Consider the following 14082-nt stretch of genomic DNA (forward strand, 5'->3'; position numbering starts at 1 on the left):
TGTGAAGAGGCCGCCCGCCGCGGTGCGGTGGGCGGCCTCGATACTGAAATCAGACGGCGGAACCGGCGATCGCGGCCAGCGCCGGATCCTTCCAGACGTGCACCCGGTTCGGGTTGCGGTGCTCCAGCCCGGACATGCCGGCCATCGCGCCGAGCGCGTCCGCGTAGATCTGGTCGGCGTCCAGCCGGCGCAGCTCCTCGGCCAGCTCGTCACCGACCGGCCGCTTCGGCAGGGGCATGTAGCGGTCCTCCTGGCCGGTACGGCTGAACAGCGCCGTGCCCTCCTCGCGGGTGACCCGGACGCAGTCGCCGTTCTCGCACTGCAACTCCACCGAGTACATCCGGGGGGCCCGGTCGGTGTGCTCCAGCACCGGCTCGATGCCGAGACGGGCTTTCAGCCAGCCGAGCATGAGCCAGGCGGTGGGGTCGCGGTCCGGCGCCACGATCTTCGCACCGGTGACCCGGGCCTCGGTGCTGTCGAAGGCGCCGGCCACCAGCGTCCGCCACAGCGTGATCCGGGTCCAGGTGAGGTCGGTGTCGCCGGGCGCGTAGTCGGCGGCCCGTTGCCGGAGCGCTGCCACCGGGTCGGGCGACTGCGCGCTGTCGGTGATCCGCCGGTCGGCGACCACGCCCAGGAAGTCGTTGGCGATCATGTTCGGCGGCTCCTCGTGCCACCAGGTGACCACCGGGACGTCCGGGGCGAGCAGCGGCATGACGACCGACTCGGCGTGCAGCGCGAGACGCCCGTACATCCGCATGACCACCGCCTCGGCCGGGCCCAGGCGACCGCCCACGACGATCTCCGCGTCCAGCCGGCTGCGGCCCTCGACGTCCGAGCGGACCACGATGAGCAGCCGGCAGGGGTGCGCGGCGGCGGCGATGGTAGCCGCCGCCTCGGCCTCCCGGACCTTCTTCTCCTCGACCACCGAGACCAGGGTCAGTGCCAGGCCGGAGGCCACGCCACCGGCGCTGCGGCGCTCCGCGGCCAGGGCCTTGACGACCTCGGTGCCGGTGGTGTCCCACAAACCGATCATGCCCGCCTCCAGGTGCGGCCCTCGCGCGCCAGCATCTCGTCGGAAGCCCGGGGGCCCCACTCACCGGACCGGTACGGCTCCGGTTTCGTGCCCGCCCAGGCGGCCTCCAGAGGGTCGATGACCCGCCAGGACTGCTCGATCTCGGCGGCGTCCGGGAAGAGCGTCCGGTCGCCGATCAGCACGTCCAGGACCAGACGCTCGTACGCCTCCGGGCTGGACTCGGTGAACGCCTCGCCGTACTGGAAGTCCATCGCGATGTCGCGGACCTCCATCGACGTGCCCGGCACCTTGGACCCGAACTTCAGGACCACGCCCTCGTCCGGCTGCACCCGGATGACGAGCTGGTTGTGGCCCAGCATCTCCACGTCGGCCGGGTCGAAGGGCAGGTGCGGCGCCTTCTTGAACATGATCGCGATCTCGGTGACCCGGCGGGGCATCCGCTTGCCGACCCGGACGTAGAACGGGACACCCGCCCAGCGCCGGTTCTGGATGCCGAGGCGGACCGCCGCGTACGTCTCGGTGATGGAGTCGGCCGGGATGTTCGGCTCCTCCAGGTAACCCACGGCACGCTCGCCGGCGACCCAGCCGGGAAGGTACTGTCCGCGGACGGAGCCGGTGGTGATGTCGGCCGGCAGACTGATCGCCCTGAGGACCTTGAGCTTCTCCGCCCGTACCTCCTGGGGGTCGAAGCTCGTCGGCTCCTCCATGCCGACCAGCGCGAGCAGTTGCAGCAGATGGTTCTGCAGCACGTCGCGGGCGGCGCCGGAGGCGTCGTAGAAGGCGGCCCGGGTGCCGATGCCGACGTCCTCGGCCATGGTGATCTGCACGCTGTCGACGTACTTCGAGTTCCACACCGGCTCGAACAGGCTGTTCGCGAAGCGCAGGGCCAGGATGTTCTGGACCGTCTCCTTGCCGAGGTAGTGGTCGATCCGGAAGACGTCCTCCGGGATGAACACGTCGTCGACGAGCTCGTTGAGCTGCACGGCGCTCTGGAAGTCGTGGCCGAACGGCTTCTCCACGACGACCCGGCGCCAGCCGCCGGACTTCGACGGGTCGGCCATGCCGGTGCGGTTGAGCTGGTTGAGCACCAGCGGGAAGGCGGCGGGCGGGATGGAGAAGTAGAAGGCCGCGTTGCCGGCGATGCCGTTGCGCTCCTTCAGCTCGTCCAGTGTGCTCGCGAGATGGTCGAAGGCCTCGTCGTCGTCGAACGAGCCGGGAATGAAGTGGAATCGCTCGGAGAGGCGCTGCCAGACGTCGTCGCGCCACGGGGTCCGGGCGCCCTTCTTGGCGGCCGCGTGGGCGAGCGACTCGAAGCTGCCGTCACCCCAGTCGGCGCGGGCGTAGCCCACCACCACGAAGCCGGGGGGAAGCAGACCACGGTTGGCCAGGTCGTACACGGCCGGGATGAGTTTCTTTCGGGACAGGTCGCCGGTGACCCCGAAGATCACCAGAGCGCAGGGCTCCGGGATCCGTGGGAGCCTTCGGTCCTGTGCGGTGCGCAGCGGATTACCCACGTTCTCATCCTGCCAGTTTCATCGAAGGCGGAGCGGCCTGTCGCGGGAGCCCCGCGACAGGCCGCGAACGCTGGTCGTCAGGAACCGGCCGCCTTGAGGGACGCCGCGACGCCCTCCAGCAGCTCGTTCCAGCTCGCCTCGAACTTCTCGACGCCCTCCTCCTCGAGGACCTTGAACACGTCGGCGAAGTCGATGCCGGCCGCCGCAAGGTCGGTGAAGGCCTGGTGGGCGTCCGCGAAGTTGCCGGTCACCGTGTCGCCGCGGGTGGTGCCGTGGTCCTCGTACGCGAAGATCACCGGCTCCGGCATGGTGTTCACCGTGCCGAACGCGATCAGCTCCTCGACGTAGATGGTGTCGAGGAACTCCGGGTTCTTCGTGCCGGTCGACGCCCAGAGCGGGCGCTGCGGGTGGGCGCCGGCGGCGGCCAGGGCCTTCCAGCGGTCGGTGCCGAAGACCTCGGTGTACGCCTCGTACGCCAGCCGGGCGTTGGCGATGGCCGCCTTACCCTTGAGCGCCTTCGCCGCGTCCGAACCGATCTTGTCGAGGCGCTTGTCCACCTCGGTGTCCACGCGCGAGACGAAGAACGAGGCGACCGACCCGATCTTGGACAGGTCGTGGCCGTTCGCCTTCGCCTTCTCCAGACCGGCCAGGAACGCGTCCATGACCGCGCGGTACCGCTCGACCGAGAAGATCAGCGTGACGTTGACGCTGATGCCCGCGGCCAGCACCTCGGTGATGGCGGGCAGGCCGGCCAGCGTCGCCGGGATCTTGATGAACAGGTTGGGCCGGTCGACCAGCCACCACAGCGTCTTCGCCTCGGCGACCGTGGACGCGGTCTCGTGCGCCTTGCGCGGGTCCACCTCGATGGACACCCGGCCGTCGACGCCGTTCGACGTGTCGTACGCCGGGCGCATGACGTCGCTCGCCCAGCGCACGTCCTTGGCGGTCATCAGACGGACGGCCTCCTCGACCGTCACCTTCTGGAGCGCCAGGTCACGCAGCTGCTCGTCGTACGCATGCGCGTCGGAGAGCGCCTTCTGGAAGATGCTCGGGTTCGTGGTCACGCCGACCACGTGCTGCTCGGTGCGCATCTTGTCCAGCGAGCCGCTGGTCAGACGCACCCGGGAGAGGTCGTCGAGCCACACCGCCACGCCCTGCGCGGACAGCTCGGCAAGTCTGTCGGTCATTTCCCTCAACTCCTGAATGAAGGTCGCAGGTGGTAGGAGCTCAGTTTCCGGTCGTCTCGCCGAGGATCTTGCCGACCTTGGCGAGGGAGGCGTGGGCCTTCGCGACGACGTTGTCAGCGGTGAACCCGAACTGTTCGAAGAGCACCGGAGCCGGCGCGCTCGCCCCGTAGTGCTCGATGCTGACGGCCTCGCCGGCGTCGCCGATGATGCGGTCCCAGCTCATCCGGATGCCGGCCTCGACCGAGACCCGGGCCCGCACACCGTGCGGCAGCACGTGGTGCTGGTAGGAGAGGTCCTGCTTGAAGAACCACTCCTGGCAGGGCATCGAGACGACCCGGGTCGGGGTGCCCTGGTCCTCCAGGCGCTCCCGGGCGGTCAGCGCGATCGCCACCTCGGAGCCGCTGGCGATCAGGATCACCTCGGGGTGGCCGGAGGACGCCTCGGCGAGGATGTAGCCGCCCTTGAGGGTGCCCTCGGCCGACGCGTACTTCGAACGGTCGATGGTGGGCACGTTCTGCCGGGTCAGCGCGAGCGCGGTCGGCCGGTCGGTGTGCTCCAGGGCGCCCCGCCACGCGTAGGCGGTCTCGTTGGCGTCGGCCGGGCGGACCACGTCGAGGCCGACGATGGCGCGCAGCGCGGTCACCGTCTCGATCGGCTGGTGGGTCGGGCCGTCCTCGCCGATGCCGATCGAGTCGTGCGTCCAGACGAAGATGACCGGCAGCTTCATCAGCGCGGACAGGCGGACCGAACCGCGCATGTAGTCGCTGAAGACCAGGAAGGTGCCACCGTACGGGCGGGTGCCGCCGTGCACCGCGATGCCGTTGAGGATCGAGCCCATGCCGTGCTCGCGGATGCCGAAGTGCAGCGTGCGGCCGTACTCGTGACCCGGGAACTCCTTGGTCGAGTACTCCGCCGGGATGAACGACGGCTCGCCCTTCATGGTGGTGTTGTTGCTCTCCGCCAGGTCGGCGGAGCCACCCCACAGCTCGGGCAGCACCGGGGCGAGCGCCTCCAGGATCTTGCCGGACGCGGCACGGGTGGCCAGGCCCTTGGCGTCCGCGGGGAACTCGGGCAGCGCCTTGTGCCAGCCCACCGGCAGGGTCCGGGTGGCGAGCCGGTCGAAGAGCGCCTTGCCCTCGGCGTTGCCGGCGGCCCAGGCGTCGAACGCCGCCTGCCACTCGGTGTGGGCGGCCCGGCCACGCTCGACGGCCTGCTGCGTGTGCTTGACGACCTCGTCGTCGATCGCGAACGGCCGGTCGTGGAAGCCCAGCAGTTCCTTGGTGGCGGTGATCTCGGCGGCGCCCAGGGCGGAGCCGTGGATCTTGCCGGTGTTCCGCTTCTTCGGCGCGGGGTAGCCGATGATCGTCTTCAGGACGATGAACGACGGCTTGTCGGTCACCGCCTTGGCGGCCTGGATCGCGTTCCAGAGCTCCTCGACGTCCTCGACGTACGGGTCCGAGCCGCGCCAGTTCACCGTCTGGACGTGCCAGCCGTACGCCTCGTAGCGGGCGCCGACGTCCTCGTTCTTGGCGATCCGGGTGTCGTCCTCGATGGAGATCTCGTTGTCGTCGTAGATGACCACGAGGTTGCCGAGCTTCTGCACCGACGCGATGGCGCTCGACTCGTGGCTCACGCCCTCCTCGATGTCGCCGTCGGAGGCGATCGAGTAGACGAAGTGGTCGAACGGCGACTCACCGGCGGCGGTGTCCGGGTCGAGCAGACCGCGCTGGCGGCGGGCCGACATGGCCATCCCGACCGCGTTGCCGATGCCCTGGCCGAGCGGGCCGGTGGTGACCTCGACGCCGGGGGTGTGCCCGTACTCAGGGTGACCGGGGGTGAGCGACTCCCACTGGCGCAGCGCCTTCAGGTCGTCGAGCGCCAGGCTGTAACCACTGAGGAAGAGCTGGACGTAAAGGGTGAGGCTGGAGTGACCGCAGGAGAGCACGAAGCGGTCGCGGCCCGCCCACTCCGGGTCCGTCGGGTCGTGTCGCATGACACGGTTGAACAGCAGGTAGGCGGCCGGGGCCAGGCTCATGGCCGTGCCGGGGTGGCCGTTGCCGGCCATCTCCACAGCGTCCATGGCCAGCACCCGGGCGGTGTCCACCGCCTTGCGGTCGAGGTCGGACCAGTTGAGAACGGGATCTGTGGCAGCCACGTCGGTTGTGCTCCTCGGGCAAAATAATGGAACCGTTTTCGAGTTGACCCTATCCAGTCGGGCTAAACGCATGCGCAGCGAACGCCCTAGGCACATACGCTGTGAGCGGACATGCCGGTTCAACGGGTGTGACCGCTTGCACCCGTACCGGGTGCCCCGAGCAGCGGAGACGGCTGCGCGTAGGCTGTCCGGGCTGGCCGCCGGATCGTCACCCGGTCAACGGCCGCGAAATTGAGCCGAAGCCGGAAGGTGGCTGTCCGTGAGCATGATCACCGAGCGTCCTGTCCGCGGACGGACGCCCGGCGCGGCGGAGCGCCCGGCGCGCACGCCCCGCCCCGGGGCCCGGCAGAGCTGGACGGCGGTGTTCCGGGCGTACCTCGCCCTGACCAAGCCGCAGATCGTCGAGCTGCTCCTGGTCACCACAGTGCCGACCATGATGCTGGCCGCCGGCGGGTGGCCCGACCCGGTCACCTTCGCCGCCGTGCTGGTCGGCGGCGGTCTGGCGGGCGGCGCCGCGAGCGCGCTGAACTGTTACATCGACCGCGACATCGACGAGCTGATGCGGCGCACCAAGCGGCGCCCGCTGCCGAACAACCAGATGACGCCACGGGCCGTGCTGATCTTCGGCCTCACCCTCGCTGTGATCTCGGTCGCGCTGATGGGGCTTCTCACCAACTGGTTGGCCACCGCGCTGACCGCCTTCTCGATCTTCTACTACGACGTCGTCTACACGCTCTGGCTGAAGCGGCGCACCCCGGCGAACACGTTCTGGGGTGGAGTGTGCGGCGCGGCTCCCGTGGTGATCGGCTGGGCGGCGGTGACCGGCACCATCCCGCCGATGGCATGGGCGCTTTTTGCGGTTGTCTTCTTTTGGCAGATGCCGCATTTCTATGCGCTCGCTGTGAAGTACAAGGACGACTATGCGCGGGCCGGCATCCCGATGCTCCCGGTGGTCCGCTCGATGGAGCGGGTGAACTTCGAGATCCTCGTCTACACCGTCCTCACCGTGGCCGCCTCGCTCGCCGCCTGGCCGCTCGGGCTGGGCCCGATCTACGGGGTCACCGCGATCGTGGCGGGCGCGGTCTTCCTGGCCGAGGCGGTCCGGCTGGTCCGGCAGACCCGGGCCGGGGTCGCGATGAAGCCGATGCGCCTGTTCCATCTGTCCATCACGTACCTCACCGTGGTCTTCATGGCCGTCGCGGTTGACGCTCTGGTCTGATCTGTCGCACAGGATGCCCGGATTGTCGCCAGTGTCAGTCACTGTCCGTCACTCGTAGGGCGGATTCCCGGCCCGGGCGCAATTGGGGCGTAATCGGCTGATAACAATCCGCTGGCTCCTGAAACCCGCAGGTAATTGCAGTCACAAAAGCGGCTTGGAGTGCCCACGGCGGGGTTGCCGACTGCTTAGGCTGCGCAGCATGGCAGAAGGTTCCGTAATGACGCTGACCTCCGAGATCAAGTCTTTCGCCGCCGGTCACGGCGGCGCCAAGGCGGTGATCGAGTACGTCGGTAAGCGCGGCGCCCGCATCGTCCTCGTCGGCGAGGACGGTGAGTGGTCCGACCAGTTCGCCCCGGACACCGGCGTCGCCCGGGAGGCCTGCGACCACGCCGGCGTCCAGGTGGAGAACGAGTGGGAGCGCGAGCTCCTGGAGCAGATGCGGCCCAGCAACGACCTGTGGCGCTCGATGTCCCGCCGGAGCATGGCCCGTTGACGATCCGCGACTTCCGGGTCGCGCTGGTCACCTCCGCGGACATGCCCGACCTCTGGGACGACGACCACCCCCTGCGTGACGCGCTGCGCGAGCGCGGGGTGGCGGTCGACGCAGTCCGCTGGGACGACCCGGTGGCCGACTGGGCCGCCTACGACATGGTGGTGCTCCGCTCACCGTGGGACTACACGGCCCGTCACGACGAGTTCGTCGACTGGGCCGGCTCGGTGCCGCGGCTGGCCAACCCGGCCGACATCGTCGCGTGGAACACCGACAAGCGGTATCTGAGCGAGCTCGAGGCGGCCGGCATCCCGATCATCCCGACCACGTTCGTCGGGCCCGGTGACGCCTGGACCCCGCCGGCCGAGGGGCAGTGGGTGGTCAAGCCGGCGGTCAGCGCCGGCAGCCGGGACACCGCCCGCTACACCCTGCCCGGTCAGGCCGATCTCGCCACGGCGCATGTCGAGCGGCTGACCACGGCCGGGCGGACCGCGATGATCCAGCCGTACCTGTCGGCCGTGGACACCGCCGGCGAGACCGCGGTGCTGTGCACGCCGGACGGGACCGGCGAGCTGACGTTCAGCCACGGCATCCGGAAGGGCCCGATGCTCACCGGGCCGGCCGGCGAGCCGGTCGATCCCTACTTCGAGGAGATCAGCCCGCGGCAGCCGTCGCCCGCCGAGCGGGAGGTCGCCGAGCGGGCGCTCGCGGTCATCCCGGGCGGGACCAAGCGGCTGCTCTACGCCCGCGTCGACCTGATTCCGGGACCGGACGGGGCGCCGATGCTGATCGAGCTCGAGCTCACCGAGCCGTCGTTGTTCCTGTTGACCGCGCCCGGTTCCGCCGAGCGGCTCGCCGACGCGATCATCGCCCGTCTCTGACGCCACTCACGCTCACCGCGAAAGGCCGCCCTCCGGGGCGGCCTTTCGCGTTGCAGGGCCATTTCCGGTACGGCGTGAGCGGCCGCACTGTCAGGCGGCCGGGACCGGCTCGCTCGCGGTCGCCGGGGACGGCTCGGCCGGGACCGGGGTGACCGGCCGGGCCCGCAGCGACCACACCACCGCCAGCGTCGCGGTCCACACCAGGGCGGAACCGAGCATGTGCGCGGCGACCAGGGCCACCGGCAGGTGGGTGAAGTACTGCACGAAGCCGATCAGCCCCTGGCCCATCTCCACCCAGAACAGCACCGCGACGGCGCGCACCGCGGCCGCCGGCGCCTGCACCGCGCGCAGCGCGAACCACATCGCCACGGTGAGGCCGATCAGCAGGAAGACCAGGTCGGCGTGCACCTGGGAGATCTGCTCCGGGTCCAGGCCGTTGCGCTTGGCGCCCTGGTCGCCGGAGTGCGGGCCGCTGCCGGTCACCACCACGCCGGCCGCGATCACCGCGAAGCTGACCGCGGCCAGCACCCGGGCGAGCTGCCGCAGCGGGGCCGGGACCAGCGGAACCGGGTCGCCGTCGCCCTCGCCGACCCGGCGCCAGAGCGCGAAGGCCCCGGTGACCAGCGCGATCGACAGGACGAAGTGCAGCCCGACCACCCACGGGTTGAGGTTGGTGAGCACCGTGATGCCGCCGATCACGCCCTGGCCGGGGATGCCGAGCGCCACCGCGACCGACAGCCTGATCAGCGAGCGCCGGCCCCGGGCCAGCGCGCCCAGGAAGCAGGCCACCGCGATCGCGATCAGGACGAAGGTCAGCAGCCGGTTGCCGAATTCGATGACGCCGTTGATGCCCATCTCGGGCGTCGTCGTGTAGGACTCGTCGGTGCACCGGGGCCAGGTGGGGCAGCCGAGGCCGGACTTGGTGAGCCGGACGGCCGCGCCGGTGACGATGATCCCGATGTTGGCCACCAGCGATGCCAGGGCCAGCCCGCGCAGCGACGATCCGCACCATCGCACGGGGCGGGAGGCCAGGAAAGCGGACGCCGGGCGCACCTTGGAGGACTTCACCCCGCGCATCGTACGCTTGCCATGGATCTTGATTTTCCCAGCTCCGCATGCCGGTGGGGCGGATCACCGACCCCTGGTTTGCAGGGTCCCCGGGAAATACGTAACGTTGCCGTAGTGAAAAACGAGGTGCTGCTCCAGATCGGCGCACCGGCGCATGCCGGCGCGACGGACGGGCGCACCCGCAACCGGGTCGCCCAGCTCCTGCTGAAGCGGGGCGCGGCCACCGCGGCCGAGCTCGGCGCCGCTCTGGGCCTGAGTCCCGCGGCCATCCGCAAGCACCTCGACGCGATGCTCGCCGACCACTTGGTGGAGGCCAGGGAGGTCCGCAGCAACCGGCCGCGCGGCCGGGGCCGGCCGGCGAAGGCGTTCGCCCTCACCGTGGCCGCCCGCGAGGACCTGAACCCGCACCACTACGACGGCATCGCCTCCGCGGCCCTGCGCTGGATCGCCCAGCACCACGGGCCGGAGGCCGTCTCCGCCTTCGCGGCGGCCCAGGTCGCGGCGCTCGAGGAGCGCTGCCAGGCGGCGTTGCGAACGGCAGACGGCGATCCGATCACGCGTGCCGAGGCACTCGCCGAGGTGCTGACCGCCGAGGGTTACGCTGCCAGCGCGACCACGATCGCGTCCGGTGGGCAGCTGTGCCAGCATTCCTGCCCGGTGGCTCACGTGGCCGCCGAGTTTCCTCAGCTGTGCGACGCCGAGACCGAAGTCATTTCGCGGCTCATCGGCACTCACGTGCAGCGCCTCGCCACCATCGCGCACGGCGACGGGGTGTGCACCACGCACATCCCCACCCGCCACGCGCACCCGCAACCGCACCCCGCCGAAAACACGGTTAGGACAGATACATGACTGACCAGATCGCCACCCAGGAAGAGCACCTCGCCGCTCTGGGTCGCTACGAGTACGGCTGGGCCGACGCCGATGTCGCCGGCGCGGCCGCGCAGCGCGGCCTGTCGGAAGCGGTGGTGCGCAACATCTCCGCACTGAAGAACGAGCCGGAGTGGATGCTGAACCTCCGGCTCAAGGGCCTGCGGTTGTTCGACCGCAAGCCGATGCCGCACTGGGGCGCCGACCTCACCGGCATCGACTTCCAGAACATCAAGTACTTCGTCCGCTCCACCGAGAAGCAGGCCGCCTCCTGGGAGGACCTGCCCGAGGACATCAAGGCGACGTACGACAAGCTCGGCATCCCGGAGGCGGAGAAGCAGCGCCTCGTGGCCGGCGTCGCCGCTCAGTACGAGTCCGAGGTCGTCTACCACAAGATCCGTGAGGACCTGGAGGAGCAGGGTGTCGTCTTCCTCGACACCGACACCGCCCTCAAGGAGCACGAGGACGTCTTCAAGGAGTACTTCGGCACGGTGATCCCGGTCGGCGACAACAAGTTCGCCGCGCTGAACACCGCGACCTGGTCCGGCGGCTCCTTCATCTACGTGCCGAAGGGTGTGCACGTGGAGATCCCGCTCCAGGCCTACTTCCGGATCAACACGGAGAACATGGGCCAGTTCGAGCGGACCCTGATCATCGCCGACGAGGGCTCGTACGTGCACTACGTCGAGGGCTGCACCGCGCCGATCTACTCGTCCGACTCGCTGCACTCCGCGGTCGTCGAGATCGTCGTGAAGAAGAACGCCCGGGTGCGCTACACGACCATCCAGAACTGGTCGAACAACGTCTACAACCTGGTCACCAAGCGCGCCACCTGCGAAGAGGGCGCGACCATGGAGTGGATCGACGGCAACATCGGCTCCAAGGTGACGATGAAGTACCCGGCCGTCTACATGACCGGCCCGCACGCCAAGGGCGAGGTGCTCTCGATCGCCATGGCCGGTGAGGGCCAGCACCAGGACTCCGGCGCCAAGATGGTGCACGCCGCGCCGTACACCTCCTCGACGATCATCTCCAAGTCGATCGCCCGCGGGGGCGGCCGCACGTCGTACCGGGGCCTCGTGCAGGTGCTGGAGGGGTCGTCGCACTCCAAGAGCACGGTCAAGTGCGACGCGCTGCTGGTCGACACGATCTCCCGGTCGGACACGTACCCGTACGTGGACATCCGTGAGGACGACGTCAACATGGGCCACGAGGCGACCGTCTCCAAGGTCAGCGAGGACCAGCTCTTCTACCTGATGAGCCGCGGTCTGACCGAGGACGAGGCGATGGCGATGATCGTGCGCGGCTTCATCGAGCCGATCGCCAAGGAGCTCCCGATGGAGTACGCGCTGGAGCTGAACCGCCTCATCGAGCTCCAGATGGAGGGGGCGGTCGGCTGACCCGGCCGGCTCTCCCACCCCTTACGAAGCGGACATAAAGGACGAAATGACTACCGAGGCCATCGCCCCGCCGAGCACCAAGTCGCAGGTGCTGCGCTCCTTCGACGTCGCCGACTTCCCGGCCCTCAACGGCCTGGAGGAGGAGTGGCGTTTCACCCCGCTCAAGCGGCTGCGTGACCTGGTCACCGCGAGCACGCTGAGCGGGGCGGCTCCCTCCGTGGAGTTCGGTGACCTGCCCGCCGGCGTGACGGTGTCCGAGACGGACGACGTGCCGTCGGTGCTCACGCCGTTCGACCGGGTCAGCGCTCTCGCGTACGGGTCGGCCGCCGCCGTCACCGTGATCGAGGTGGCCGCCGAGGCCGAGCCCGCCGAGGCCGCCGTGATCCGGCTGGTCGGCAAGGGCGGCGACGCCGCGGCGGCCCGCACCTTCGTCAAGGTCGGCAACTTCGCCAAGGCGACGATCATCCTGGAGCAGACCGGTTCGGTCACGCTGGCCGACAACATCGAGGTCCTGGTGGGCGACAGCGCCCAGCTGACCTTCGTGACCCTGGCCGAGTGGGACCGGGACGCGGTCCAGGCCCAGCACGTCAAGTTCCGGGTCGGCTCCGACGCCCGGGTCCAGCACGTCCAGGTCACCCTGGGCGGCGACCTGGTCCGGCAGTTCACCAGCGTCGAGTACGCGGGCCGTGGCGGCGACGCCGAGCTGTGGGGCCTCTACTTCGCCGACTCCGGTCAGCACCACGAGCACCGGCAGCTCGTCGACCACGCGGTGCCGGACTGCCGCAGCTACGTGGGCTACCGCGGGGCGCTCCAGGGCGCGTCGGCGCACACGGTCTGGGTCGGTGACGTGCTGATCCGGGCCGCGGCGACCGGCACCGACACCTACGAGATCAACCGGAACCTGCTCCTTACCGACGGGGCGCGCGCGGACTCCGTACCCAATCTGGAGATCGAGACCGGCGAGATCGCCGGCGCCGGGCACGCGAGCGCGACCGGCCGCTTCGATGATGAGCAGTTGTTCTATCTGATGGCCCGCGGCATCCCCGAAGGGGAGGCCCGGAAGCTGGTGGTCCGCGGCTTCTTCGCCGAGCTGATCAACAAGATTCCGGTCGAGGAGCTGCGCGAGCGGCTCGGCGACGCCATCGAGGCACGCCTTGCCGAGGCAGGCCGGTAGTGGATTTCGAGTACGTCGGTCCGGTGTCGGACGTCGCGAAGGGCACCGCCCTCCAGGTGGAGGTCGACGGGGTCGAGATCGCGCTCGTCCACGCCGACGACGACGCCTTCTACGCGGTCCGCGACGAGTGCAGCCATGCCTCGGTGGCCCTCTCCGAGGGCGAGGTCGACGGGTGCACGCTGGAGTGCTGGCTGCACGGCTCCCGGTTCGACCTGCGTACCGGTGAACCCTCCGGACCGCCCGCCATCCACCCGGTGGCGGTCTACCCCGTCGAGATCCGCGACGGCGACATCTACGTTTCGACGACACCAAGCAATGGAGTAGAGCCGTGAGCACCCTGGAGATCCGCGACCTGCAGGTTTCGGTGAAGCTGCCGGATGGCGAGCTGAAGCCGATCCTGAACGGCGTCGACCTGACCGTGAAGGCCGGCGAGACCCACGCCATCATGGGTCCCAACGGCTCCGGCAAGTCGACCCTCGCCTACTCGATCGCCGGCCACCCGAAGTACGAGATCACCGGCGGTTCGGTGACCCTCGACGGCGCCGACGTGCTCGAGCTGAGCGTCGACGAGCGCGCCCGGGCCGGCCTCTTCCTGGCCATGCAGTACCCGGTCGAGGTGCCCGGCGTCTCGGTGGCGAACTTCCTGCGCACCGCCAAGACCGCGATCGACGGCGAGGCGCCCAAGCTGCGCACCTGGGCCGGCGAGCTGCGCGGCGCCATGGAGAAGCTGGAGATGGACCCGTCCTTCGCCCAGCGCAACGTGAACGAGGGCTTCTCCGGCGGTGAGAAGAAGCGTCACGAGATCATGCAGCTCGAGCTGCTCAAGCCGAAGGTCGCGATCCTCGACGAGACCGACTCCGGCCTGGACATCGACGCGCTGCGGATCGTCAGCGAGGGCGTCAACCGGGTCCGCGCGACCGGGCAGACCGGCTTCCTGCTGATCACCCACTACACCCGGATCCTCCGCTACATCAAGCCGGACTTCGTGCACGTCTTCGTCGGCGGCAAGATCGTCGAAGAGGGTGGCCCGGAGCTCGGCGAGCAGCTCGAGGCCGAGGGTTACGACAAGTACAAGGTCAGGGCCTGAGGGG

13 protein-coding genes are annotated in these 14082 nt (G+C 69.6%); 8 read left to right on the forward strand and 5 right to left on the reverse strand.

Features of this window, described 5'->3' with window-relative positions; all coding sequences use genetic code 11:
- Positions 1-49 precede the first annotated feature (49 nt).
- The 4 genes from IEZ13_RS05835 to tkt form a co-directional block, all read right to left on the reverse strand.
- The gene (locus tag IEZ13_RS05835) at positions 50-1033 is read right to left on the reverse strand and encodes a glucose-6-phosphate dehydrogenase assembly protein OpcA (protein ID WP_183217578.1); all 984 of its coding nucleotides are present in this window, start codon (positions 1031-1033) and stop codon (positions 50-52) included.
- On the reverse strand, positions 1030-2547 hold the full coding sequence (gene zwf / locus IEZ13_RS05840) for a glucose-6-phosphate dehydrogenase (protein WP_183217580.1): 1518 nt from the start codon (positions 2545-2547) through the stop codon (positions 1030-1032). The genes IEZ13_RS05835 and zwf overlap by 4 nt, the downstream gene beginning before the upstream one ends.
- Positions 2548-2624: 77 nt before the next feature.
- On the reverse strand, positions 2625-3734 hold the full coding sequence (gene tal / locus IEZ13_RS05845; RefSeq protein ID WP_183217582.1) for a transaldolase: 1110 nt from the start codon (positions 3732-3734) through the stop codon (positions 2625-2627).
- 40 nt (positions 3735-3774) lie between these two features.
- Complete coding sequence (gene tkt / locus IEZ13_RS05850; protein ID WP_183217584.1) at positions 3775-5961, reverse strand: transketolase; 2187 nt, start codon at positions 5959-5961, stop codon at positions 3775-3777.
- A gap of 187 nt (positions 5962-6148) precedes the next feature.
- Between tkt and IEZ13_RS05855 the strand changes: the two genes are divergently transcribed.
- The 3 genes from IEZ13_RS05855 to IEZ13_RS05865 all read left to right on the forward strand — a co-directional run bounded on the left by IEZ13_RS05855 (position 6149) and on the right by IEZ13_RS05865 (position 8479).
- Positions 6149-7108, forward strand: a complete 960-nt coding sequence (locus tag IEZ13_RS05855; protein WP_183217586.1) for a heme o synthase — start codon at positions 6149-6151, stop codon at positions 7106-7108.
- Positions 7109-7307: 199 nt separating this feature from the next.
- Positions 7308-7601: a hypothetical protein gene (locus IEZ13_RS05860; protein WP_183217587.1), complete on the forward strand. Its 294-nt coding sequence runs from the start codon at positions 7308-7310 to the stop codon at positions 7599-7601.
- Positions 7602-7642: 41 nt separating this feature from the next.
- Positions 7643-8479 (forward strand): ATP-grasp domain-containing protein, encoded by an 837-nt coding sequence (locus IEZ13_RS05865; RefSeq protein WP_229794513.1) that lies wholly within the window; start codon positions 7643-7645, stop codon positions 8477-8479.
- Between the two features lie 90 nt (positions 8480-8569).
- On the opposite strand, the gene IEZ13_RS05870 is transcribed toward IEZ13_RS05865, so the two are convergent.
- Positions 8570-9556: a COX15/CtaA family protein gene (locus IEZ13_RS05870; RefSeq protein WP_183217589.1), complete on the reverse strand. Its 987-nt coding sequence runs from the start codon at positions 9554-9556 to the stop codon at positions 8570-8572.
- Between the two features lie 87 nt (positions 9557-9643).
- Between IEZ13_RS05870 and IEZ13_RS05875 the strand changes: the two genes are divergently transcribed.
- From IEZ13_RS05875 to sufC, 5 genes are read left to right on the forward strand one after another with little or no spacing between them, the layout of a single operon-like run.
- Positions 9644-10399, forward strand: coding sequence for a helix-turn-helix transcriptional regulator (locus IEZ13_RS05875; protein ID WP_372441845.1), 756 nt, complete (start codon positions 9644-9646; stop codon positions 10397-10399).
- The gene (sufB, locus tag IEZ13_RS05880) at positions 10396-11817 is read left to right on the forward strand and encodes a Fe-S cluster assembly protein SufB (protein WP_183217591.1); all 1422 of its coding nucleotides are present in this window, start codon (positions 10396-10398) and stop codon (positions 11815-11817) included. The genes IEZ13_RS05875 and sufB overlap by 4 nt, the downstream gene beginning before the upstream one ends.
- A 46-nt stretch (positions 11818-11863) precedes the next feature.
- Positions 11864-12991: a Fe-S cluster assembly protein SufD gene (gene sufD, locus IEZ13_RS05885; protein WP_183217592.1), complete on the forward strand. Its 1128-nt coding sequence runs from the start codon at positions 11864-11866 to the stop codon at positions 12989-12991.
- On the forward strand, positions 12991-13323 hold the full coding sequence (locus tag IEZ13_RS05890; protein ID WP_183217593.1) for a Rieske (2Fe-2S) protein: 333 nt from the start codon (positions 12991-12993) through the stop codon (positions 13321-13323). Before sufD ends, IEZ13_RS05890 begins: the two co-directional genes overlap by 1 nt.
- The gene (gene sufC, locus IEZ13_RS05895) at positions 13320-14078 is read left to right on the forward strand and encodes a Fe-S cluster assembly ATPase SufC (RefSeq protein WP_183217595.1); all 759 of its coding nucleotides are present in this window, start codon (positions 13320-13322) and stop codon (positions 14076-14078) included. The genes IEZ13_RS05890 and sufC overlap by 4 nt, the downstream gene beginning before the upstream one ends.
- Positions 14079-14082: the final 4 nt, after the last annotated feature.

Origin of the sequence: Actinoplanes campanulatus, from assembly GCF_014647795.1 — a bacterium.
Taxonomy (GTDB): domain Bacteria; phylum Actinomycetota; class Actinomycetes; order Mycobacteriales; family Micromonosporaceae; genus Actinoplanes; species Actinoplanes campanulatus.

Excerpts from the sequence above, each read along its gene's own strand:
- IEZ13_RS05835 (WP_183217578.1), bottom strand. The coding sequence starts at position 1,033 with ATGATCGGTTTGTGGGACACCACCGGCACCGAGGTCGTCAAGGCCCTG.
- tal (WP_183217582.1), bottom strand. The coding sequence starts at position 3,734 with ATGACCGACAGACTTGCCGAGCTGTCCGCGCAGGGCGTGGCGGTGTGG.
- tkt (WP_183217584.1), bottom strand. The coding sequence starts at position 5,961 with ATGCGTTTAGCCCGACTGGATAGGGTCAACTCGAAAACGGTTCCATTA.
- IEZ13_RS05860 (WP_183217587.1), top strand. The coding sequence starts at position 7,308 with ATGGCAGAAGGTTCCGTAATGACGCTGACCTCCGAGATCAAGTCTTTC.
- IEZ13_RS05865 (WP_229794513.1), top strand. The coding sequence starts at position 7,643 with ATGCCCGACCTCTGGGACGACGACCACCCCCTGCGTGACGCGCTGCGC.
- IEZ13_RS05870 (WP_183217589.1), bottom strand. The coding sequence starts at position 9,556 with ATGCGCGGGGTGAAGTCCTCCAAGGTGCGCCCGGCGTCCGCTTTCCTG.
- sufB (WP_183217591.1), top strand. The coding sequence starts at position 10,396 with ATGACTGACCAGATCGCCACCCAGGAAGAGCACCTCGCCGCTCTGGGT.
- sufD (WP_183217592.1), top strand. The coding sequence starts at position 11,864 with ATGACTACCGAGGCCATCGCCCCGCCGAGCACCAAGTCGCAGGTGCTG.